This window comes from Streptomyces sp. 12E (assembly GCF_055633275.1).
The window spans coordinates 1,920,557-1,942,011 of the sequence record NZ_JBVNCJ010000001.1 but is presented as its reverse complement, the minus strand read 5'-3'; the positions used below and the strand labels follow the sequence as shown (position 1 = coordinate 1,942,011).

22 protein-coding genes are annotated in these 21,455 nt (G+C 71.9%); 15 read left to right on the top strand and 7 right to left on the bottom strand.

Going from position 1 to position 21,455, the window contains the following annotated elements:
* The first annotated feature begins 157 nt into the window (after window positions 1-157).
* Complete coding sequence (gene dnaE, locus ACZ8ZB_RS09140; RefSeq protein ID WP_470737195.1) at window positions 158-3,697, top strand: DNA polymerase III subunit alpha; 3,540 nt, start codon at window positions 158-160, stop codon at window positions 3,695-3,697.
* A 107-nt stretch (window positions 3,698-3,804) separates the two neighbouring features.
* Here the strand turns inward: dnaE and ACZ8ZB_RS09135 are convergent, their stop codons facing one another.
* A complete protein-coding gene (locus ACZ8ZB_RS09135; protein WP_470737194.1) occupies window positions 3,805-3,972 on the bottom strand; it encodes a hypothetical protein in 168 nt (55 codons plus the stop codon).
* A 221-nt stretch (window positions 3,973-4,193) separates the two neighbouring features.
* Between ACZ8ZB_RS09135 and ACZ8ZB_RS09130 the strand changes: the two genes are divergently transcribed.
* The 4 genes from ACZ8ZB_RS09130 (at window position 4,194) to ACZ8ZB_RS09115 (ending at window position 8,260) form a co-directional block, all read left to right on the top strand.
* The gene (locus ACZ8ZB_RS09130) at window positions 4,194-5,402 is read left to right on the top strand and encodes an NYN domain-containing protein (RefSeq protein WP_470737193.1); all 1,209 of its coding nucleotides are present in this window, start codon (window positions 4,194-4,196) and stop codon (window positions 5,400-5,402) included.
* A gap of 233 nt (window positions 5,403-5,635) precedes the next feature.
* Entirely contained in the window at window positions 5,636-6,610 is a 975-nt protein-coding gene (locus ACZ8ZB_RS09125; RefSeq protein ID WP_470737192.1) for an ABC transporter ATP-binding protein, read from the top strand.
* An 80-nt stretch (window positions 6,611-6,690) separates the two neighbouring features.
* Window positions 6,691-7,512 carry an ABC transporter permease gene (locus ACZ8ZB_RS09120; protein WP_470737191.1) on the top strand — a complete coding sequence of 274 codons (822 nt, stop codon included), beginning with the start codon at window positions 6,691-6,693 and terminating at the stop codon, window positions 7,510-7,512.
* Between the two features lie 34 nt (window positions 7,513-7,546).
* Complete coding sequence (locus ACZ8ZB_RS09115; protein WP_470737190.1) at window positions 7,547-8,260, top strand: AAA family ATPase; 714 nt, start codon at window positions 7,547-7,549, stop codon at window positions 8,258-8,260.
* 104 nt (window positions 8,261-8,364) lie between these two features.
* Here the strand turns inward: ACZ8ZB_RS09115 and ybaK are convergent, their stop codons facing one another.
* From ybaK to ACZ8ZB_RS09095, 4 genes are all read right to left on the bottom strand, one after another.
* On the bottom strand, window positions 8,365-8,865 hold the full coding sequence (gene ybaK / locus ACZ8ZB_RS09110) for a Cys-tRNA(Pro) deacylase (protein WP_470737189.1): 501 nt from the start codon (window positions 8,863-8,865) through the stop codon (window positions 8,365-8,367).
* Window positions 8,866-8,896: 31 nt separating this feature from the next.
* A complete protein-coding gene (locus ACZ8ZB_RS09105) occupies window positions 8,897-9,637 on the bottom strand; it encodes an LON peptidase substrate-binding domain-containing protein (protein ID WP_470737188.1) in 741 nt (246 codons plus the stop codon).
* A gap of 91 nt (window positions 9,638-9,728) precedes the next feature.
* Window positions 9,729-10,712: a hypothetical protein gene (locus ACZ8ZB_RS09100; RefSeq protein WP_470737187.1), complete on the bottom strand. Its 984-nt coding sequence runs from the start codon at window positions 10,710-10,712 to the stop codon at window positions 9,729-9,731.
* Between the two features lie 161 nt (window positions 10,713-10,873).
* The gene (locus ACZ8ZB_RS09095) at window positions 10,874-12,451 is read right to left on the bottom strand and encodes an oxidoreductase (protein WP_470737186.1); all 1,578 of its coding nucleotides are present in this window, start codon (window positions 12,449-12,451) and stop codon (window positions 10,874-10,876) included.
* 193 nt (window positions 12,452-12,644) lie between these two features.
* Between ACZ8ZB_RS09095 and hisD the strand changes: the two genes are divergently transcribed.
* The 8 genes from hisD to hisF are packed head-to-tail and all read left to right on the top strand — an operon-like array spanning window position 12,645 to window position 18,357.
* On the top strand, window positions 12,645-13,970 hold the full coding sequence (hisD, locus tag ACZ8ZB_RS09090) for a histidinol dehydrogenase (RefSeq protein WP_470737185.1): 1,326 nt from the start codon (window positions 12,645-12,647) through the stop codon (window positions 13,968-13,970).
* Window positions 13,967-15,076: a histidinol-phosphate transaminase gene (locus tag ACZ8ZB_RS09085; protein WP_470737184.1), complete on the top strand. Its 1,110-nt coding sequence runs from the start codon at window positions 13,967-13,969 to the stop codon at window positions 15,074-15,076. The genes hisD and ACZ8ZB_RS09085 overlap by 4 nt, the downstream gene beginning before the upstream one ends.
* On the top strand, window positions 15,073-15,666 hold the full coding sequence (gene hisB / locus ACZ8ZB_RS09080) for an imidazoleglycerol-phosphate dehydratase HisB (RefSeq protein WP_386015197.1): 594 nt from the start codon (window positions 15,073-15,075) through the stop codon (window positions 15,664-15,666). The genes ACZ8ZB_RS09085 and hisB overlap by 4 nt, the downstream gene beginning before the upstream one ends.
* Window positions 15,667-15,669: 3 nt before the next feature.
* The gene (locus tag ACZ8ZB_RS09075) at window positions 15,670-15,828 is read left to right on the top strand and encodes a hypothetical protein (protein ID WP_164555741.1); all 159 of its coding nucleotides are present in this window, start codon (window positions 15,670-15,672) and stop codon (window positions 15,826-15,828) included.
* Between the two features lie 4 nt (window positions 15,829-15,832).
* Window positions 15,833-16,474, top strand: coding sequence for an imidazole glycerol phosphate synthase subunit HisH (hisH, locus tag ACZ8ZB_RS09070; protein ID WP_470737183.1), 642 nt, complete (start codon window positions 15,833-15,835; stop codon window positions 16,472-16,474).
* A gap of 4 nt (window positions 16,475-16,478) precedes the next feature.
* Complete coding sequence (priA, locus tag ACZ8ZB_RS09065; protein ID WP_470737182.1) at window positions 16,479-17,204, top strand: bifunctional 1-(5-phosphoribosyl)-5-((5-phosphoribosylamino)methylideneamino)imidazole-4-carboxamide isomerase/phosphoribosylanthranilate isomerase PriA; 726 nt, start codon at window positions 16,479-16,481, stop codon at window positions 17,202-17,204.
* Window positions 17,201-17,605, top strand: a complete 405-nt coding sequence (locus ACZ8ZB_RS09060) for a Rid family hydrolase (protein ID WP_470737181.1) — start codon at window positions 17,201-17,203, stop codon at window positions 17,603-17,605. The genes priA and ACZ8ZB_RS09060 overlap by 4 nt, the downstream gene beginning before the upstream one ends.
* Window positions 17,602-18,357, top strand: a complete 756-nt coding sequence (gene hisF / locus ACZ8ZB_RS09055; protein WP_470737180.1) for an imidazole glycerol phosphate synthase subunit HisF — start codon at window positions 17,602-17,604, stop codon at window positions 18,355-18,357. Before ACZ8ZB_RS09060 ends, hisF begins: the two co-directional genes overlap by 4 nt.
* Window positions 18,358-18,360: 3 nt before the next feature.
* On the opposite strand, the gene ACZ8ZB_RS09050 is transcribed toward hisF, so the two are convergent.
* Window positions 18,361-18,759, bottom strand: a complete 399-nt coding sequence (locus ACZ8ZB_RS09050; RefSeq protein ID WP_470737179.1) for a VOC family protein — start codon at window positions 18,757-18,759, stop codon at window positions 18,361-18,363.
* Between the two features lie 23 nt (window positions 18,760-18,782).
* A complete protein-coding gene (locus tag ACZ8ZB_RS09045; RefSeq protein WP_470737178.1) occupies window positions 18,783-19,418 on the bottom strand; it encodes a TIGR03085 family metal-binding protein in 636 nt (211 codons plus the stop codon).
* A gap of 84 nt (window positions 19,419-19,502) precedes the next feature.
* On the opposite strand from ACZ8ZB_RS09045, the gene hisI reads away from it, so the two are divergent.
* Both hisI and ACZ8ZB_RS09035 read left to right on the top strand, forming a co-directional pair.
* The gene (hisI, locus tag ACZ8ZB_RS09040; protein ID WP_470737177.1) at window positions 19,503-19,934 is read left to right on the top strand and encodes a phosphoribosyl-AMP cyclohydrolase; all 432 of its coding nucleotides are present in this window, start codon (window positions 19,503-19,505) and stop codon (window positions 19,932-19,934) included.
* 11 nt (window positions 19,935-19,945) lie between these two features.
* Window positions 19,946-21,439, top strand: a complete 1,494-nt coding sequence (locus ACZ8ZB_RS09035; RefSeq protein ID WP_470737176.1) for an anthranilate synthase component I — start codon at window positions 19,946-19,948, stop codon at window positions 21,437-21,439.
* Window positions 21,440-21,455 lie beyond the last annotated feature (16 nt).

Sequence of the window (21,455 nt, the reverse complement as noted above, 5' to 3'; positions counted from 1 at the left end):
GGTACGTCGGGACGCGCGTCCCGTGTCAGTGCCGGGGCATAGACTTCGACGCTGTCCCCCGGACTGTCCGCCCGTCGCCGAGAGCCCTCCCGTCACCCGACCACCGCCCCTCATCGGGGCGCTCCGCGCCACAACGTTCACCTTTGGAGGCCGAACCGTGTCGAAGCCGCCGTTCACGCACCTGCACGTCCACACCCAGTACTCGCTGCTGGACGGTGCCGCGCGGCTCAAGGACATGTTCAACGCCTGCAATGAGATGGGCATGACGCACATCGCCATGTCCGACCACGGCAACCTGCACGGGGCGTACGACTTCTTCCACTCCGCGCAGAAGGCCGGGGTCACCCCGATCATCGGGATCGAGGCGTACGTCGCACCCGAGTCCCGGCGCAACAAGCGCAAGATCCAGTGGGGCCAGCCGCACCAGAAGCGGGACGACGTCTCCGGTTCCGGCGGTTACACCCACAAGACGATGTGGGCGGTGAACAACACCGGTCTGCACAACCTCTTCCGGCTCTCCTCCGACGCGTACGCCGAGGGCTGGCTGCAGAAGTGGCCCCGGATGGACAAGGAGACCATCGCGCAGTGGTCGGAGGGCATCGTCGCCTCCACCGGCTGCCCCTCCGGCGAGGTGCAGACCCGGCTGCGCCTCGGCCACTTCGACGAGGCCCTCAAGGCCGCCGCCGACTACCAGGACATCTTCGGCAAGGACCGCTACTTCCTGGAGCTGATGGACCACGGCATCGAGATCGAGCACCGGGTCCGCGACGGCCTGCTGGAGATCGGCCGGAAGCTCGGCATCCCGCCCCTGGTCACCAACGACTCGCACTACACGTACGCGCACGAGGCGACCGCCCACGACGCGCTGCTGTGCATCCAGACCGGCAAGAACCTCTCCGACCCCGACCGCTTCAAGTTCGACGGCACCGGCTACTACCTCAAGTCCACCGACGAGATGTACGCCATCGACTCCTCGGACGCCTGGCAGCAGGGCTGCGCCAACACCCGGCTGATCGCCGAGATGGTCGACACCACGGGCATGTTCGAAAAGCGCGACCTGATGCCCAAGTTCGACATCCCGGAGGGGTACACCGAGGTCAGCTGGTTCAAGGAGGAGGTCCGCCGCGGCATGGAGCGCCGCTTCCCCGGCGGCATCCCCGAGGACCGCCAGAAGCAGGCCGACTACGAGATGGACGTCATCATCCAGATGGGGTTCCCGGGGTACTTCCTCGTCGTCGCCGACTTCATCATGTGGGCCAAGAACAACGGCATCGCGGTCGGCCCCGGCCGTGGCTCCGCGGCCGGCTCGATCGTCGCCTACGCCATGGGCATCACCGACCTCGACCCGATCCCGCACGGACTGATCTTCGAGCGGTTCCTCAACCCCGAGCGCGTCTCCATGCCCGACGTCGACATCGACTTCGACGAGCGCCGGCGCGTCGAGGTGATCCGGTACGTGACGGAGAAGTACGGCGCCGACAAGGTCGCCATGATCGGCACCTACGGCAAGATCAAGGCGAAGAACGCCATCAAGGACTCCGCGCGCGTGCTGGGCTACCCGTACGCGATGGGCGACCGCCTCACCAAGGCGATGCCCGCCGACGTCCTCGGCAAGGGCATCGACCTGAACGGCATCACCGACCCCTCGCACCCCCGCTACAGCGAGGCCGGCGAGATCCGCGCGATGTACGAGAACGAGCCGGACGTGAAGAAGGTCATCGACACCGCCAAGGGCGTCGAGGGCCTGGTCCGGCAGATGGGCGTGCACGCCGCCGGCGTGATCATGTCCAGCGAGCCCATCGTCGACCACGCCCCCATCTGGGTGCGGCACACCGACGGCGTGACCATCACGCAGTGGGACTACCCCCAGTGCGAGTCGCTGGGCCTGCTGAAGATGGACTTCCTCGGCCTGCGCAACCTGACCATCATGGACGACGCCGTCAAGATGGTGAAGGCCAACAAGGGCGTCGACCTGGACCTGCTGAGCCTGCCGCTCGACGACCCGAAGACCTTCGAACTCCTCCAGCGCGGCGACACCCTCGGCGTCTTCCAGTTCGACGGCGGACCGATGCGCTCGCTGCTGCGGCTGATGAAACCGGACAACTTCGAGGACATCTCCGCCGTCTCCGCGCTCTACCGTCCCGGCCCGATGGGCATGGACTCGCACACCAACTACGCGCTGCGCAAGAACAAGCTCCAGGAGATCACCCCGATCCACAAGGAGCTGGAGGAGCCGCTCAAGGAGGTCCTGGACGTCACCTACGGCCTGATCGTCTACCAGGAGCAGGTGCAGAAGGCCGCCCAGATCATCGCCGGCTACTCGCTCGGCGAGGCCGACATCCTCCGCCGCGTCATGGGCAAGAAGAAGCCCGAGGAACTGGCGAAGAACTTCACCATCTTCCAGGCCGGCGCACGCAAGAACGGCTACAGCGACGAGGCCATCCAGGCCCTGTGGGACGTGCTGGTGCCCTTCGCCGGCTACGCCTTCAACAAGGCGCACTCCGCCGCGTACGGACTGGTGTCCTACTGGACCGCCTACCTCAAGGCGAACCACCCCGCCGAGTACATGGCCGCGCTGCTCACCTCGGTGAAGGACGACAAGGACAAGTCGGCGATCTACCTCAACGAATGCCGCCGCATGGGCATCAAGGTCCTCCCGCCGAACGTCAACGAGTCGGTGCACAACTTCGCCGCCCAGGGCGACGACGTGATCCTCTTCGGCCTGGAGGCCGTGCGCAACGTCGGCACCAACGTGGTCGAGTCGATCATCAAGTGCCGCAAGGCCAAGGGGAAGTACACCTCCTTCCCGGACTACCTCGACAAGGTCGACGCGGTCGTCTGCAACAAGCGGACCACGGAGTCGCTGATCAAGGCCGGCGCCTTCGACGAACTGGGGCACACCCGCAAGGGCCTCACCGCCCACTACGAGTCGATGATCGACAACGTGGTCGCGGTCAAGCGCAAGGAGGCCGAGGGACAGTTCGACCTCTTCGGCGGCATGGGCGAGGAGGAGACCAGCGAGCCCGGCTTCGGCCTCGACGTCACCTTCACCGACGACGAGTGGGACAAGACGTACCTGCTCGCCCAGGAGCGCGAGATGCTCGGGCTCTACGTCTCCGACCACCCGCTGTTCGGCCTGGAGCACGTGCTGTCCGACAAGGCCGACGCCGGCATCTCCCAGCTCACCGGCGGCGACTTCGGCGACGGCGCGGTGGTCACCATCGGCGGCATCATCTCGGGCCTGCAGCGCAAGATGACCAAGCAGGGCAACGCCTGGGCGATCGCCACCGTGGAGGACCTCGCGGGCTCCATCGAGTGCATGTTCTTCCCGGCGACGTACCAGCTCGTCTCGACGCAACTCGTCGAGGACGCCGTGGTGTTCGTCAAGGGCCGGCTCGACAAGCGGGAGGACGTGCCGCGACTGGTCGCGATGGAGCTGATGATCCCCGACCTGTCCAACGCGGGCGCCAACGCGCCCGTGGTGCTCACCATCCCGGCCACCCGCGTGACCCCGCCGATGGTCAGCCGGCTCGGCGAGATCCTCACCCACCACAAGGGCGACAGCGAGGTCCGCATCAAGCTCCAGGGACCGACGAAGACGACGGTGCTGCGCCTGGACCGGCACCGGGTGAAGCCGGACCCGGCCCTGTTCGGCGACCTGAAGGTCCTCCTCGGACCGTCCTGCCTGGCGGGCTGACGCCGTCCGTCGGACACGTGTGAGGGGCGCACCCTGCGGTGGGTGCGCCCCTCTTCCTGCGCGTGGAGCTTCCTGCGCCCGGGCCGCGACGGCCCGTCACACGGATGTCAGTTGTGGCCGAAGCGCTTCTGCCGGCCCTTGCCCGGACCGACCTCGCCGGGTACGACCTGAGTGGCGCGCTGCTCGTCCGGGGGCTCCATCGTGGACGACTGTGCCGCCCGCCGGGTGCGTTCGGCCTGCGGCTGCTTACGGTCACGGTTCTTGTTCTTGGCCATGGTGGTGCCTCCTGTGGGGGACTAGGGGCCAGGGCCGGAACCAGATTCACACAGCCCGGTGACGGACGCATGTCGGACAATTACCGTGTGTCACGGGGGTGATCGGGGGAGGAAGCGTGGAAACGCCACGCCGAAGATCGAGTTCGGGCCGTTAACCCCGGCGTGGTCGGGCAGACTCGAAGCAAGCCCGAAGCAAACCTCCCGGAAAGAGGGTGGACCGCGTGGACCGCTGCATCGTCCTGGTGGACGCCGGGTATCTGCTGGGGGCCGCCGCCAGTCTCCTGGCCGGGGAGTCGTCGCGGTCCCGCATCACCGTCGACCACGCCGCCCTCGTCCAGGGGCTGCGGGAGCGCGCCGAGTCCGACACGCGTCAGCCGCTGCTGCGCATCTACTGGTTCGACGGCGCCCCCGACCGCGTCCCGCAGCCCGAGCACCGCAGGCTGCGCGTGATGCCCCGGGTCACCGTCCGGCTCGGCGCGCTGACCCGCAGCGACGGCCGCTGGGCGCAGAAGGGCGTCGACGCCGCGATGCACGCCGAGTTGACCGAGCTGGCCCGCAACCGCGCCTGTTCCGACATCGTCCTGGTCACCGGGGACGGCGACCTGCTGCCGGGCATGATGGCCGCCAAGGAACACGGCGTCGCCGTGCACCTGTGGGCCGTGCAGGCCGCCGACGGCGACTACAACCAGTCCGAGGACCTGGTCGCCGAGGCCGACGAGCGCCGGGTGCTGGACCGGGCGTGGATCACCCAGGTCGTACGCGCCAAGGAGTACACGGGGGTGTGCGCCCCGCCGCCCGTGCCGCGGCCCGAGATCGCCGCGATCCTCTCCGCCCCGCTGCCGGAGTCCGCGCCCGGCGCGACGGCCGGGCGGACCGTCCAGGAGCCGCAGCACCCGGCCGGCGCCGAGCACAACGGCACCGCCGAGCGGGCGTCCACGGCCAAGGTCGTACCCACCCCCAAGGACCTGGCCGCGCTGCGCGGCCCCGGCCCGCACCCGCCCCAGCAGCCCGCCTCCGCCACCCTGCGCTGGTCCTCCGACAAGGGCTGGGTCGACCGTCCGGCCGCCGAGCCGCCGGACGTGGCCTCCATGCCGACGCTCGCCCAGCTGACGACGGCGGAGCAGCGGTGGGCCGACCGGGAGGAGGACATCACCACCGTCGGCGGGGACCCCTTCGAGGTGGGGCAGGTCTTCGCCCGGCGCTGGGTGGAGCGGCTCGGGGACCAGAGCCACATCCAGAAGCTGTCCGCCATGTACCCCCGCATTCCGCACCGGGTCGACGGCGAGCTGCTGCGCTACGCGGCCCGCTTCGGTCTGCTCGCCCACAAGGACGACCAGATCGACGAGCGTGACCGTTACGCCATCCGGGCGGGGTTCTGGCGCGAACTGGATCTCCGCACCGGTACGGAGAGGGCTCCCGCCGGGGAATGAGCGGGCGGTGCGTCGCCCCGACACCCCCGGTTCCGGGGGCTCCGTCGGGGGGATCCCGTCCCCCGACCCCCGGCCTGCGCCCGTCCACCGCCCGGCTCGGTGGACCGACGGGCGGCCGGGGCGGGTGTGCGGGTGGTGGGGTGACCCGAGGGCGGGGCGGGGGCCTCGACCCCGTAGGCTCGTCCCTTGTGAATACGCGCGCGGCACAGGGATTCCGGCACGGTGGTGACGTCGTGTGTGCGGTGCGCGGGTTGACCAAGACCTATCCGGCGGTGCGCGGCCGGCGCGGGGTCCCCGCGACGTCCGAGGTCCGGGCCACCGACGACGTGGGGCTCGACATCCGGCGCGGTGAGATCTTCGGGCTGCTCGGGCCGAACGGCGCCGGCAAGTCCACCCTCGTGCGCCAGCTGACCGGACTGATGCGGCCCGACCGTGGCAGCGTCGAGATCCTCGGCCACGACATCGTGCGCCACCCCGAGCGCGCCGCCCGCATCCTCGCCTACCTCGGCCAGGAGTCCAGCGCCCTCGACGAGCTGACCGTGTCCCTCGCCGCCGAGACCACCGGGCGGCTGCGCGGACTCGACGCGCGGCGGGCGCGGGCCGAGCGGGACGACGTCCTGGACGAACTGGGGCTCACCCCGATCGCCGGACGCCCGCTGAAGAAGCTGTCCGGCGGCCAGCGCCGGCTGGCCTGCTTCGCCGCCGCGCTGGTGGGGGAGCGGCCCCTGCTCGTCCTGGACGAGCCCACCACCGGCATGGACCCGGTGGCCCGGCGCGCCGTGTGGTCCGCCGTCGACCGGCGCCGCGCCGAGCACGGCACCACCGTCCTGCTGGTCACCCACAACGTCATCGAGGCCGAGACCGTGCTCGACCGGGTCGCCGTGCTCGACCGGGGCAGGGTCATCGCCTGCGACAGCCCGGCCGGGCTCAAGGAACGGGTCGCCGGCGAGGTCCGGGTCGATCTGGTGTGGCGCGAGGCGGCACCCCTGCACGTGCCCGAGGTCGCCGCGCTGCGGGACCGGGTCGTCGAGTCGGGCCGCCGCTGGACCCTGCGGCTCGCGCCCGAGGAGGCGCGTACGGTCGTCGCCACCGTCACCGGCGGGGCCGCCTTCGCCGCGCTGGACGACTTCACGCTGGCCACGCCCAGCCTGGAGGACGTCTACCTGGCGCTGGGCGGCGCCGTACGACAGGGACTGGTGAAGGCGTGAGCGCACGGGCCGCGACATCCGTACGGAACGAGGCCGCAGTGGTTTCGAGCGAACCTCCGAGCGAAGGGGAGCAGCACGACGTGAGTGTCGTACCCGCCGATGTCGTGCCGGGCGGCGTCCTGGCCGTGGAGGAGACCGTGCCGGAAGCGGCCGAACTCGGTCCCCGGGCACGGCTGTGGCCGTCGCTGGCGGCCGTGTACCGGGCCCAGCTGTCCCGGGCCCGGGTCGCGCGGATACCGCTGCTGTTCGTGGCGACCTTCCAGTCGGTCGGGATCATGGTCCTGATGCGCGGGGTCGTGGACGGCGGCGGCGAGGCGCGGGCCGTGGTCGCCGGCTCGGCGGTCCTGGTCGTGGCCTTCGTCGCGCTGAACCTGCTCGCCCAGTACTTCGGGCAGCTGCGGGCCAGCGGCGGGCTCGACCACTACGCGACGCTGCCGGTGCCGCCGGCGGCGGTGGTGCTGGGCGCGGCGGGCGCGTACGCCTCGTTCACCGTGCCGGGGACCGTGGTGACCGCCGTCTTCGGGTGCGTGCTGTTCGGACTGCCGCTGGCGAACCTGTGGGTGCTGGTCGCGGTGATCCCGCTCGCCGGGGCCGCGCTCGCCGGACTCGGCGCGGCGCTCGGCCTGCTCGCGCCCCGCGCGGAGGTGGCCACGCTGCTGGGCCAGCTCGGCATGTCGGCCGCGCTGCTGCTCGGTGTGCTGCCGGCGGAGCGGATGCCGGAGGCGGTGCGCCTCGCCCGGGACCTGCTGCCGTCGACGTACGGCGTCGAGGCCTTCGCGCGGACCTTCGGACCGCATCCCGACTGGGCGCGGGTGCTCGGTGACCTCGCCGTGTGCGGGGGCGTCGGCGTGCTCTCGCTGGCCGTCGCGACCTGGGCGTACCGCAGGGCGGCCGTCCGGTGACGCGCCGCACAGCCGGGCCTGGCACGATGGCAGGGTGAGCGCACCTCTGACACCACCGCCGCCTCCGCACGAGCGTTCCTCGGGGGACGTGTGGCAGCCGCCGGCCGACGGGCAGGCGACCGCCTTGTCCCCGTACGGGGACAAGGACGGGCCCGCCGCCGGGCGGCCGCGGCACGGCTGGTGGTACGAACAGGACGGCCCCGGGATGAAGGCGGAGATGCGGGAGGCCGCCGTGACCGCGGTGGCGGTGGCGCTCGGCGGGGCGCTGCTCGGGGTGCTGTGGTGGTGGCTGGCGCCGCGCGTGCCCTACGTGGGCGACGTGGCCGGTGACGGCTGGGTCGTGTACCTCAAGGACTCCGAGGGCGAGCAGAGCATCGGGGTGGACGGGACGTTCGTGCTGCTCGCGCTGGGGTTCGGCGCGGTGAGCGCGCTTGCCGTGTTCCTGGTGCGGCGGCGCGGGGGCGTGCCGTTGGTGGTGGCGCTGGCGGTCGGCGGACTGCTGGGGTCGGTGCTGGCGTGGCGGCTGGGGGTGTGGCTGGGGCCGTCGTCGGACCTGATGGCCCGGGCGAGGAACGCGGGCGACGGGGTCACGTTCGACGCGCCGTTGAAGCTGAGCGCGAAGGGGGCGCTGCTGGCGTGGCCGTTCGCGGCGCTGGTGCTGCATCTGGGGCTGACGGCGTTGTTCGGGCCGCGGGATCCGGAGCAGCTGCCGGCGGCGGAGCCGTACGCGTCGCAGCCGGGGACGTAGGTCTCAGGGCCCGGCGTCGTCGCCGGGCCGCGCCGCCCCGAGGGGCGCCTCCCAGGCCTTCGGGGCACTGGGGAGGCACGGCTGCCCGCGGGTACGGCGGGGCGTCACGGGCGGCCGATGGGGGCCAGGGTGGCCGATGTCAGGGTGGTCAGGTCGGCCGGGGAGAGTTCCACCTCCAGGCCGCGGCGGCCCGCCGAGACGCAGATCGTCTCGTGGAGGGTGGCCGACTCGTCCACCACAGTGGGGAGTCTCCTGCGCTGGCCCAGGGGGGAGATGCCACCCCGGACGTAGCCCGTGGTGCGTTCCGCCAGGGCCGGGTCGGCCATCGCGGCCCGCTTGCCGCCGGCCGCCGCCGCGAGGGCCTTCAGGTCCAGCTGTCCCGCCACCGGCACCACCGCCACCGTCAGCGCGCCGTCGACGTCCGCCACCAGCGTCTTGAAGACCCGGTCCGGCGAGACCCCCATCGCCTCGGCCGCCTCCTCGCCGTAGGACGGGTGGGAGGGATCGTGGTCGTAGGAGTGCACCGTGAACGGCACCCCGGCCGCGGTGAGCGCCACCGTCGCGGGCGTTCCTCCCGACTGCTGCTTCCTGGACTTCTTCGCCATTGCCGCCTGTACCCCCGGTCGAGTTCGTACGTCAGTTGAGACTGGTCGGACCGCGCGTCAGCTCCACGGCCGGCAACGACGGCAGATGACGGATGACGGCCGTCTCCGCACGCAGCAGCCTCAGCTCGTCACGGAGCCGGGACGCGGTGTCCGGCGCCTGGAGCAGCCGCTGCTTCGTCGGCGTGTCCAGCATCATCGCGGCGGCGACCAGATAGGAGACGACACCCGGCTCGTCCGGCAGGTCCGCGCCGGTCGTCAGCGACCGCTCCCGCGCCCCCGCCAGCCGCTTCTGGTACTGGCGGAAGGACCGCAGCACCCCCTCGGCCAACGTCCCCGCCTCGTCGCCCGGTTCCTCGGCCAGCGGCTCAGCCTCGGCCGTCAGGTACGGCCCCGAGGAGTCGACGGACAGCAGCCGCACCCGGGTCGTACCGGTCGCCAGCACCTCGAAGGTGCCGTCGGCCCGCTCCCGGATCGTCGCCGCGTCGGCGACACAGGCCACCTTGTGGAAGGCGTGCAGCGGATCGGCGCCGAAGCCCGCCGCCGGGCCGCGCGCGGGCACGGCCGTCGGATCGGGCAGGCCGGGCGCGCTCGGCGCCACCTCGTGCCCGTCGCGGATCGCCACGACGGCGAACCGGCGCGGCTCGTCCTCCGGGGTCTTCAGCAACTCGCGCATCATGGCGCGATAGCGCTCCTCGAAGACGTTGAGCGGAAGCACGAGCCCCGGGAACAGCACCGTGTTCAGGGGGAAGAGCGGAAGCCGGACGGTCGTCACGAACCAAGAGCCTAATGGTCGCCGGAGCGGAGTCGACCGCCCTGCTCACTCCTCGGTCGGCCGGAGGCCGGTGCGGGGAGCCGGATCCCGGCTAGGGACACCCGGACGCGACCGCCGCGCGCACGCTCTGACGGACCTCCAGGAACCGGCCGAGCGGATCGTCCGCGTCCCGGTCCCAGGGGAAGGACGTGGCGTACGGGCCGGTCAGCCGCAGCTGCTCCAGGGCGTCTTGCCGGCGTTCCAGCCGGACCAGGACGTACGTCAGCAGGTTGCGCAGCTCGGCCGGCCAGGGCTGGCCCGCCGGCAGCCGGGCGGACAGGGCCACGGCGCGGTCGGCCGCCGCCCCCAGCCGTTCGCGGGGCACCTCGGAACCGCAACGGTCGGTCAGGTAGCCGAACGCCGCCCGCAGCGGCAGCGACTGGGTGAGCGAGTCCTCCGGCGCGTCCTGCGCGGCCAGGTCCGCGAAGGTGAAGCACTCGCGGTGCGAACCGTGCCACGAGGACGCCAGATAGCGCAGGGCCGCCACATGGCAGCCGTGGTGGTGCGGGGACCGGCGGACCGCCGCCTCCCACAGCTCCTCGAAGTACGTGTGCCCGGCGCGCGCGCCGCGGGCGTGGTCCAGGGCGAGCCGCCAGGGCACCGGGTCGCGGCTGTCCGCCCGGGCGGCGGCCGTGATCAGCGGGCTCACCTCGCGCAGCAGCTCGGTCCGGGCCGGCGAGTCCCACGCGCGGTCCACCGCCCGCTGGGCGTCGACCAGCAGCCCGTCGGGGTCGCGCGGATCACGGGCGCGCCAGACGTCCAGCCACTCGGGGCGCGAACGTGCGAAGGCGGCCAGCCGCCGCACGTACCGGTCGCGGTGCTCCCAGGCGCCGGTACGCCGGGTGACGGCGAGCAGTTCGGCGACGGGCGTGTGGTCACCGCCCGCGGCCCCGACCAGCGCCGGGCCCAGCAGATCGTCGGGTGCGTCGAGCAGCACCTCGTCGTCGGCGGGCAGCACGACGGGGACGGGGGACGTGACGCCCGTCGTCTTTCCTCGCACCCGGGATGTACGGGTGAACGCGTGCAGCAGAGCCATGGTGTCGACCATTGAAAGACCGCAGGTCACAGCGGCGCCAGAGGCGACACGGAAGTCATGGAAGGTTGTACGGGGTTCGGTCAAGGACCGGCAAAAAGCGGAGCGTTTCTCATCTTCCGCGGGACCTTCGCGCCCCCGGCCCCCGGTGGTCGCGCAGGCCGTCACGTGCGCCGCAGCGTCCGCGTCGCCCCCGCCGCCACCGTCGTCGCCAGGATCCAGCCCAGCAGGATGAACGCGGTCGACAGCCACTGCCAGCCGCCGCGCAGCTGCCAGAAGCCGACCTGGCCGAGGTCGATCACCGGCAGCAGCAGGTCCAGGGCGAACAGGGGCGGGTTCCACGCGGGATGCTCACCGCTCTTGAGGGGCGGATGGTCGGAGCGGGCGAAGGCCAGCGAACCGCACGCCCACAGGACCGCCATCCACACCGCGGCCCGGCCCGGCCGGTATCCGTAGGCGACCGTCCAGTCCTGTGCGTAACCCCACAGCTTGGCCGCCGGCGGCAGACTCTCACGGCGCCGGCGCTGCTTGGCGAGCAGCACCTCGCGGGCGTCCTCGTCCTCCCCGCCCTCCCGCAGCACGGCGGCCAGCCGCTCGTACGGCTCCGGGTTGTACTCGGCGCTCGCCGCGTCCACCCAGCGCAGCCGCATCGCCAGCGGGAACGGCCCGCGCGGCACCAGGTTCTCGTAGGCGAAGCCGCCCATGTGCAGCCGGCCGGGACCGGGCCAGCTGTCCGCCCGGTCCATCAGGTTGACCACCTTCGCCCCCGACAGCACGACCTTGCCGCGCACCGGCCGCTCCCCGAGGAAGCGCAGCTCCGGTGTCTGCACCCGGCGCAGCGACAGCTCCTGCTCGTCGGTGAGGACGAACCGGGCCCCCTCGAAGTCGACCGCGTCCCCGAACCGCCCGTCGTCCAGCCGCACCCCGCCCTGGCACTCGAAGCGCTGGATCCGTGTCCCGCGCGCCGGTGTCATCCCGCTGCGCGCCTGGGCGCCCACCCCCGCCGGGGTGAGATACAGCGAGCGCTCCACGGTCAGCTGCGGCGCGTTCAGCGCGAGCCGGGTGTACGGGTTGACCAGCCGGGCTCCGCGCAGGCTCAGCGACACGCCGATCGTCGCGCTGCGCAGGCTCAGCTCGCCGTGCGACTCCAGCATCTCCGCCTGCAGGTCCTGGCCCACGTTCATGCCGTCGGCCGCTATCGAGCGGCCACTGCGGTCCCGGTGCACGATCGCCTGGTTGAGCAGCAGATCCGTGCCGATCCGGGCGTCGGTGAGCCGTATGCCGCTCAGGAAGCGGCAGCGCGGCAGGTGCAGATCGCCCTCGGTGTGCAGCCGGGCCGCCTCCAGACGCGGTATCGAGCAGTCCACCATCCGCACGGTCGTGAAGCGGGCCTCCGGCAGCAGCACGTCCCGCTCGAAACGGCAGGCCCGCATCTCCAGGTAGGGCACCACCGTGCCGCCCGCGAGGTCCAGCGCTCCGCTGATCTGCACCCCGACCAGCTTCAGCGACGAGACCCGGCCGGCCAGGGCGGGCGGCCCGTCCAGCAGCAGCCAGCACACGACGCGTGCCCGGACCGTCCGCTCGGGGCCCCACGGATGCCCTCCGTGCGGATCGTCGACGACCGTGTCCCCGCTGCTCAGGTCGTACACGCTGCCGTTGCGGAAGGCCTGCCACATGCCGGCCTCCGTGGCGGTCAGATCCTCCGGCGGCTCCCCGCCGCCCGGTCCCACCCCGTCGGTCACGGCACTCCCCTCCTCCCCGCCTACTCGCCGGTTCGTCCCTTCGTACAACCGTTCATGCCCGGTGCGGTGACCCGTCGAACACGGAAAGTGAAGAGGATCTCCGAGATGTGCGCGGACCGTCACCGCGAGGGTGACGTATCAGCCACTGGAACGGGCGGACGGCCCACCGTGCGGGTCTGAGAGAATTGAGCACGTGATCTCGCGAATCGATCTGCGCGGCGACGCCCTCCCCGAGGGCCCCGCTCTGCGCGACCTGCTGCCCCGAGCCGACTTCGACGTCGCGGCCGCCCTGGAGAAGGTGCGGCCCATCTGCGAGGACGTGCATCATCGGGGTGACGCGGCGCTGATCGACTTCGCCGAGCGCTTCGACGGCGTGAAGCTGGAGCGGGTGCGGGTCCCGGCCGCCGCCCTGGAGCGCGCGCTCCAGGAGCTGGACCCGGCCGTGCGCGCGGCCCTGGAGGAGTCCATCCGGCGCGCCCGGCTCGTCCACCGCGAGCAGCGCCGCACCACCCACACCACCCAGGTCGTGCCCGGCGGCACGGTCACCGAGAAGTGGGTGCCGGTCGACCGCGTGGGGCTGTACGCGCCGGGCGGCCGGTCCGTCTACCCCTCCTCCGTGATCATGAACGCCGTGCCCGCCCAGGAGGCCGGCGTCCCGTCGATCGCGCTCGCCTCCCCGGCCCAGGCCGAGTTCGGCGGGCTGCCGCACCCCACCATCCTCGCCGCCTGCGCCCTGCTCGGCGTCGACGAGGTCTACGCGGCCGGCGGCGCCACCGCCGTCGCGATGTTCGCGTACGGCACCGAGTCCTGCCCGCCCGCGAACATGGTCACCGGCCCCGGCAACATCTGGGTCGCCGCCGCCAAGCGCTACTTCACCGGGAAGATCGGCATCGACGCCGAGGCCGGACCGACCGAGATCGCGATCCTCGCGGACTCCACCGCCGACCCGGTGCACGTCGCCTCCGACCTGATCAGCCAGGCCGAGCACGATCCGCTGGCCGCCGCCGTCCTCGTCACCGACTCCGCGGAGCTCGCGGACGCGGTGGAGGAGGAACTGGAGCCGCAGGTCAAGGCCAGCAAGCACATCGACGACCGGATCGTCCCCGCCCTGTCCGGCCGTCAGTCCGCCATCGTCCTGGTCGACGGCCTCGACGAGGGCCTGCGGGTCGTCGACGCCTACGGCGCCGAGCACCTGGAGATCCAGACCGCCGACGCCGCCGCGCTCGCCGACCGGGTGCGCAACGCGGGCGCGGTCTTCGTCGGCCCCTGGTCCCCGGTCTCCCTCGGCGACTACGCGGCCGGCTCCAACCACGTGCTGCCCACCGGCGGCTGCGCCTGCCACTCCTCGGGTCTGTCGGTCCAGTCCTTCCTGCGCGGCATCCACATCGTCGACTACACCGAGGACGCGCTGGCCGAGGTCGCGCACCACGTGGTCACGCTGGCGGAGGCCGAGGACCTGCCCGCGCACGGCGCGGCGATCAAGGCGAGGTTCGGGTGGAAGGTGCCTGAGAACAAGTGAGCTTCGGAATCGACGATCTTCCCGTACGGGACGAGCTGCGCGGCAAGTCCCCCTACGGCGCGCCCCAACTGGACGTCCCCGTACGGCTGAACACCAACGAGAACCCCTACCCGCTGCCCGAACCGCTGGTCGAGCGGATCACCGAGCGGGTCCGCGAGGCCGCCCGGCACCTCAACCGCTACCCCGACCGGGACGCGGTCGAGCTGCGCACCAGGCTGGCCGAATACCTGACGAAGACGGCCGGACACCCGGTCGCCCTCGAGAACGTGTGGGCCGCCAACGGCTCCAACGAGGTCATCCAGCAGCTGCTGCAGACCTTCGGCGGACCGGGCCGCACCGCGATCGGCTTCGAACCGTCGTACTCGATGCACGGCCTCATCGCGCGCGGCACCGGCACCGGCTGGATCTCCGGGCCGCGCCACGAGGACTTCACCGTCGACCTCGCCGCCGCCGAGAAGGCGATCGCCGAGCACCGGCCCGACGTCGTCTTCGTCACCACCCCCAACAACCCCACCGGCAACGCGGTCCCCCCGGAGACGGTCCTCGCGCTGTACGGGGCCGCCCAGGCGGCCAAGCCGTCGATGGTGGTCGTCGACGAGGCGTACATCGAGTTCAGTCACGGCGACTCGCTGCTGCGGCTGCTCGACGGACGCCCCAACCTGGTGATCTCCCGCACCATGTCGAAGGCGTTCGGCGCGGCGGGCCTGCGCCTCGGCTACCTCGCCGCGCACCCGGCGGTCGTCGACGCCGTCCAGCTGGTCCGGCTGCCGTACCACCTGTCGGCGGTCACCCAGGCGACCGCGCTGGCCGCCCTGGAGCACACCGACACGCTGCTCGGTTACGTCGAGCAGCTCAAGACCGAGCGCGACCGGCTGGTCGCCGAACTGCGCTCCCTCGGCTACGAGGTGACCGAGTCCGACGCGAACTTCGTCCAGTTCGGACGGTTCGAGGACTCCCACGCCACCTGGCGGAAGATCCTCGACCGGGGCGTCCTGGTCCGGGACAACGGCGTGCCCGGATGGCTGCGGGTGACCGCCGGGACCCCCGAAGAGAACGACGCGTTCCTCGACGCGGTACGTGAGATCAAGAAGGAGCAGAGCGCATGAGCCGCACAGGACGCGTGGAACGCACCACCAAGGAAACCTCCGTCCTCGTCGAGATCGACCTCGACGGCACCGGGAGGACCGAGATCTCCACCGGGGTCGGCTTCTACGACCACATGCTCGACCAGCTCGGCCGGCACGGCCTGTTCGACCTGACCGTGAAGACCGAGGGCGACCTGCACATCGACTCCCACCACACCATCGAGGACACCGCCCTCGCGCTCGGCGCCGCCTTCAGGCAGGCGCTCGGCGACAAGGTGGGCATCTACCGCTTCGGCAACTGCACGGTCCCGCTGGACGAGTCCCTCGCCCAGGTCACCGTCGACCTGTCCGGCCGCCCCTACCTCGTGCACACCGAGCCCGAGAACATGGCGCCGATGATCGGCGAGTACGACGTGACGATGACCCGCCACATCCTGGAGTCCTTCGTCGCCCAGGCGCAGATCGCGCTGCACGTGCACGTGCCCTACGGCCGCAACGCGCACCACATCGTGGAGTGCCAGTTCAAGGCCCTCGCCCGGGCCCTGCGCTACGCCTCCGAGCGCGACCCCCGCGCGGCCGGCATCCTGCCCTCGACGAAGGGCGCGCTGTAAGCCATGAACGGCCTGTCCACCGTCCTGATCGTCGTCGGCCTGTTCTTCGTCGGCGGGATCATCTCCTTCGTCAAGCAGAAGATGCCCACGAGCCTCATCGTGCTGCTCTCCATCGGCGCCGCGATGTGCCTCGTCACGGGTCTTCTACGACTGGAGGTGTGAACCCTTGAGTACCACCAAGAAGGTCGTGGTCTTCGACTACGGCTTCGGCAACGTCCGTTCCGCCGAGCGTGCCCTCGCCCGCGCGGGAGCCGACGTCGAGATCACCCGTGACTTCGACAAGGCCATGGAGGCCGACGGACTGCTGGTGCCCGGCGTCGGCGCCTTCGCCTCCTGCATGCAGGGCCTGAAGGAGGCGCGCGGCGACTGGATCGTCGACCGCCGGCTGTCCGGCGGACGCCCGGTGATGGGCATCTGCGTCGGCATGCAGATCCTGTTCGCGCGGGGCATCGAGCACGGCGTGGAGAGCGAGGGCCTCGACGAGTGGCCCGGCTCGGTCGAGCCGCTCCAGGCCGAGATCGTGCCCCACATGGGCTGGAACACCGTGGACGCCCCGGCCGGTTCCGAGTTGTTCGCCGGCCTGGACGCGGACGCCCGCTTCTACTTCGTGCACTCCTACGCCGTCCACGACTGGACGCTCGAGACGACGAACCCGGCGATGCGCGCCCCGCTGGTCACCTGGTCCACCCACGGCAAGCCCTTCGTGGCGGCCGTGGAGAACGGCGCCCTGTGGGCCACCCAGTTCCACCCCGAGAAGTCCGGCGACGCCGGTGCCCAGCTCCTCACCAACTGGATCGGAACCCTGTAGAGACATGGCCAAGCTCGAACTCCTCCCCGCCGTCGACGTCCGCGACGGCCAGGCGGTCCGCCTGGTGCACGGCGAGTCCGGGACGGAAACGTCGTACGGCTCCCCCCTGGAGGCCGCCCTCGCCTGGCAGCGTTCGGGCGCCGAGTGGCTGCACCTGGTCGACCTGGACGCCGCGTTCGGCACCGGCGACAACCGCGCGCTGATCGCCGAGGTCGCCGGGGCGATGGACATCAAGGTGGAGCTGTCCGGCGGCATCCGCGACGACGACACCCTCGCCGCCGCCCTCGCCACCGGCTGCACCCGCGTCAACCTCGGCACCGCCGCCCTGGAGACCCCCGAGTGGGTCGCCCGGATCATCGCCGAGCACGGCGACAAGATCGCCGTGGGCCTCGACGTGCGCGGCACCACGCTGCGCGGCCGCGGCTGGACCCGCGACGGCGGCGACCTCTACGAGACGCTGGAGCGCCTCGACAAGGAGGGCTGTGCCCGCTACGTCGTCACCGACATCGCCAAGGACGGCACCCTCCAGGGCCCCAACCTGGAGCTGCTGAAGAACGTCTGCGCGGCCACCGACCGCCCGGTGGTCGCCTCCGGCGGCGTCTCCTCCCTCGACGACCTGCGCGCCATCGCCGAGCTCGTCCCGCTCGGTGTCGAGGGCGCCATCGTCGGGAAGGCCCTGTACGCCAAGGCGTTCACCCTGGAAGAGGCCCTGGAGGCTGTGTCCTCATGACGATCGATGCCGTACGGCGCGTGCAGAGCGGAAACCCCTGGGAGGAGTCCTTCGGCTTCGCACGTGCCGTGGCGGCGGGCGACCGCGTCCTGGTGGCGGGCACGACCGCGTTCCGGGGCGAGGTGCTGTACGGCGAGGGCGACCCGTACGAGCAGGCCAAGGCGGCCTTCGCCGGCGCGCTGGAGGCGATCGCCGGGTTCGGGCTCGGCATCGAGTCCGTGATCCGCACGCGCGTCCACCTCGCCCACGCGCGGGACGTCGACGCGGTCGGACGCGCCCACAAGGAGCTGTTCGACTCGGTGCGCCCGGTCACCACCCTGCTGGTGGTCGAGGGCTTCGTCGACTCGCGCGTACTGGTCTCAGTGGAACTCGAAGCATTCAGAGGAGCCGTGACTTCATGACCCTGGCGGTCCGAGTCATCCCCTGCCTGGACGTGGACAACGGCCGGGTCGTCAAGGGCGTCAACTTCCAGAACCTGCGCGACGCGGGCGACCCCGTCGAGATGGCCAAGGTGTACGACGCCGAGGGCGCCGACGAGCTGACGTTCCTGGACATCACCGCCTCGTCCGGCAACCGCGAGACGACGTACGACGTGGTGCGCCGCACCGCCGAGCAGGTGTTCATCCCGCTGACGGTGGGCGGCGGCGTCCGCACCACCGAGGACGTGGACAAGCTGCTCCGCGCGGGCGCCGACAAGGTGGGCGTCAACACGGCGGCCATCGCCCGGCCCGAGCTCATCCGCGAGATCGCGGAACGCTTCGGGCGGCAGGTCCTGGTGCTGTCGGTGGACGCCCGCCGTACCGCGTCCGGATCCTTCGAGGTCACCACGCACGGCGGCCGGCGCGGCACCGGCATCGACGCCGTGGAGTGGGCGCACCGCGCCGCCGAGCTGGGCGCGGGCGAGATCCTGCTCAACTCCATGGACGCCGACGGCACCAAGGACGGCTACGACCTGGAGATGATCGCCGCCGTCCGGGAGCACGTCACCGTCCCGGTGATCGCCTCCGGCGGCGCCGGCAAGCTGGCCGACTTCCCGCCCGCCGTCGCCGCCGGCGCGGACGCTGTCCTGGCCGCCTCCGTCTTCCACTTCGGCGACCTGCGCATCGGCCAGGTCAAGGAGACGCTGCGGGGAGCCGGCCACCCGGTGCGGTGAGGCTCAGCCGGCCGGCTGGACCAGCTGGATCAGATTGCCGACCGTGTCGTCCAGCAGGGCGGTGAGCACCGGACCCTGTTCCCGCGGGTCCTGGACGAAGTGGACGCCCTCACCGCGGAGCCGCTCGAACTCCGCGCGGAGGTCGTCCACGGAGAACACGATGGCGGGCAGGCCCGCCTCGCGCACCGTCCTGCGGTACGGCTCGGCGATGGGGCCCCGCCCCGGCTCCAGCAGCAGCTCCAGGTCCCGCTGGGCGCCCTCCCTCGCGCCCACGGTGACGAACGGCGTGCCCCCGCCCGGATCCACGTGGGTACGGGTCTCGAAGCCGAGGACATCGGTGTAGAAGGCGTGCGCCTTCGCCACGTCGTCGACGTACACACTGGTCATGGCCACTTTGATCACGAGCTGCGCCTTCCGGGTGCGGATCAGATGCCGAGCCGTCTGCTCTCGCGCAGCTTCGCGATCGCGTTCTCGTCGCCCTCCAGCCCGACCGTGGCGGCGCTCTGCCGGCCGTAGGCGAACAGCACCAGCTCGGACGGTTCCCCGGTCACCGTGACCACCGGGACGCCGCGGTGCGCCACCACCGTCCGGCCGTCCGGACGGCGCAGCACCAGGCCCGTCGGCGCTCTGCGGCCCATCAGCCGAGCCGAGCGCTCCAGCCGCGACCACAGGACGTCCTGGAACACCGGGTCGAGCGCGCGCGGCGTCCAGTCGGGCTGGGCGCGGCGCACGTCCTCCGCGTGGACGTAGAACTCGACGATGTTCGACAGCTCGTCGACCTGCTTGAGCGAGAAGGGCGAGAAGCGCGGCGGGCCGCTCCGGACGAGCTGGATCAGCTCCTCGTACGGCTTGGCGGCGAACTCCGCCATCACCCGCTCCAGACGTCCCGCGAGCTGCTTGACCAGCATGCCGCCGGCCGCGTCGGGGCGGCGCTCGCGCACCACCACGTGGGCGGCGAGGTCCCGGGTCGTCCAGCCCTCGCACAGGGTGGGGGCCTGGGGGCCCGCGGTCTCCAGGAGATCGGCCAGGAGAAGTCGTTCACGCTTGGCATGGGTCGACATGCGAGCCAGCCTACGGCCGGACGCGGCGTCCGCCCAGTGGACATCGTCCGGGACCGGGGACCGGGGCGCGGCACAATGGTCGGCATGACCAGCACGCCCGCCCGCCGCCCGGCCACCGCCCCTCAGGGAGGCGCTTCGCGCCCCAGCGCTCCGATCAGCCGCCTCGACCCGGAGATCGCCGCGCGGCTCAAGCGCAGCCCCGACGGCCTCCTGCCCGCCATCGCCCAGCAGTACGACACCGGAGAGGTGCTGATGCTGGGCTGGATGGACGACGAGGCGCTGCATCGCACGCTGACCACCGGCCGCTGCACCTACTGGTCGCGCAGCCGCCGGGAGTACTGGGTCAAGGGCGACACCTCCGGCCACTTCCAGTGGGTCAAGTCGGTCGCCCTCGACTGCGACGCCGACACCGTGCTGGTCAAGGTCGACCAGGTGGGCGCCGCCTGCCACACCGGCGCCCGCACCTGCTTCGACACCGACGTCCTGGTGGCGGACGCCCCCGCCGCGGATCAGTAAGGTCTGCCGCCATGGACCTCGAGACGTTCCGCAAGCTCGCCACCGACCGCCGGGTCATCCCGGTCACCCGCAAGCTCCTCGCCGACGGCGACACCCCGGTCGCGCTCTACCGCAAGCTCGCCGCCGAACGCCCCGGCACCTTTCTGCTGGAGTCGGCGGAGAACGGCCGCGCCTGGTCCCGCTACTCCTTCGTCGGGGTCCGCAGCGCCGCCACGCTCACCGAGCGCGCCGGACAGGCGTACTGGGAGGGGACCCCGCCCGTCGGCGTGCCCGTGGACGGCGACCCGCTCGCCGCGCTGCGCACGACCCTCCAGGCCCTGCACACCCCGCGCGACCTCGCCCACGACCTGGGCCTGCCGCCCTTCACCGGCGGCATGGTCGGCTACCTCGGCTACGACATCGTGCGCCGCCTGGAGAAGGTCGGCCCCGGCGGACGGGACGATCTGAAGCTGCCCGAGCTGACCATGCTGCTCACCAGCGACCTCGCCGTCATGGACCACTGGGAGGGCGCGGTCTGGCTGATCGCCAACGCGATCAACCACAACGACCTGGAGACCGGCGTCGACGAGGCGTACGCCGACGCCGTGGCCCGGCTCGACGCCATGGAGGCCGACCTCACCCGCGCGGTGGCCCAGCCGCCCGCCGTGCTGCCGCCCTCCGAGCTGCCCGAGTACACCGAGCCGTGGGGCGGCCCCGACTTCCAGCGGGCCGTGGAGGACGTCAAGGAGCGCATCCGCGCGGGGGAGGCCTTCCAGGTCGTCCCCTCCCAGCGGTTCGAGACGCCGTGCACGGCGAGCGCCCTCGACGTCTACCGGGTGCTGCGGGCCACCAACCCGTCCCCGTACATGTACCTGTTCCGCTTCGACGGCTTCGACGTCGTCGGCTCGTCCCCCGAGGCGCTGGTGAAGGTCGAGGACGGACGGGCCATGGTCCACCCCATCGCCGGCACCCGGCACCGCGGCGCCACCCCGCAGGAGGACCAGGCCCTCGGCGACGAACTGCTCGCCGACCCCAAGGAGCGCGCGGAGCACCTGATGCTCGTCGACCTCGGACGCAACGACCTCGGACGGGTCTGCGAGCCCGGCTCCGTCGAGGTCGTCGACTTCATGTCCGTCGAGCGGTACTCGCACGTCATGCACATCGTCTCGACGGTCACCGGCCGGGTCAGCGCCGGCCGCACCGCGTTCGACGTGCTCACCGCCTGCTTCCCGGCCGGCACGCTCTCCGGCGCGCCCAAGCCGCGCGCGCTGCGGATCATCGACGAACTCGAACCGTCCCGGCGCGGACTGTACGGCGGCTGCGTCGGCTACCTCGACTTCGCGGGCGACTCCGACACCGCGATCGCGATCCGTACCGCACTGCTGCGGGACGGCACCGCGTACGTGCAGGCCGGGGCGGGGATCGTGGCCGACTCCGACCCGGTCGCGGAGGACACCGAGTGCCGCAACAAGGCGGCGGCGGTGCTGCGTGCGGTGCACACCGCGAACCGGCTGGGAACGGCCTGAAACGAACCCCGGGTGT

What these genes read in the sequence shown, in the direction of transcription:
- ACZ8ZB_RS09135 (WP_470737194.1), bottom strand. Translation starts at nt 3,972, where the DNA reads ATGGCCAAGAACAAGAACCGTGACCGTAAGCAGCCGCAGGCCGAACGC.
- ybaK (WP_470737189.1), bottom strand. Translation starts at nt 8,865, where the DNA reads ATGGCGAAGAAGTCCAGGAAGCAGCAGTCGGGAGGAACGCCCGCGACG.
- ACZ8ZB_RS09100 (WP_470737187.1), bottom strand. Translation starts at nt 10,712, where the DNA reads ATGGCTCTGCTGCACGCGTTCACCCGTACATCCCGGGTGCGAGGAAAG.
- hisB (WP_386015197.1), top strand. Translation starts at nt 15,073, where the DNA reads ATGAGCCGCACAGGACGCGTGGAACGCACCACCAAGGAAACCTCCGTC.
- ACZ8ZB_RS09075 (WP_164555741.1), top strand. Translation starts at nt 15,670, where the DNA reads ATGAACGGCCTGTCCACCGTCCTGATCGTCGTCGGCCTGTTCTTCGTC.
- priA (WP_470737182.1), top strand. Translation starts at nt 16,479, where the DNA reads ATGGCCAAGCTCGAACTCCTCCCCGCCGTCGACGTCCGCGACGGCCAG.
- ACZ8ZB_RS09060 (WP_470737181.1), top strand. Translation starts at nt 17,201, where the DNA reads ATGACGATCGATGCCGTACGGCGCGTGCAGAGCGGAAACCCCTGGGAG.
- hisF (WP_470737180.1), top strand. Translation starts at nt 17,602, where the DNA reads ATGACCCTGGCGGTCCGAGTCATCCCCTGCCTGGACGTGGACAACGGC.
- ACZ8ZB_RS09045 (WP_470737178.1), bottom strand. Translation starts at nt 19,418, where the DNA reads ATGTCGACCCATGCCAAGCGTGAACGACTTCTCCTGGCCGATCTCCTG.
- hisI (WP_470737177.1), top strand. Translation starts at nt 19,503, where the DNA reads ATGACCAGCACGCCCGCCCGCCGCCCGGCCACCGCCCCTCAGGGAGGC.
- ACZ8ZB_RS09035 (WP_470737176.1), top strand. Translation starts at nt 19,946, where the DNA reads ATGGACCTCGAGACGTTCCGCAAGCTCGCCACCGACCGCCGGGTCATC.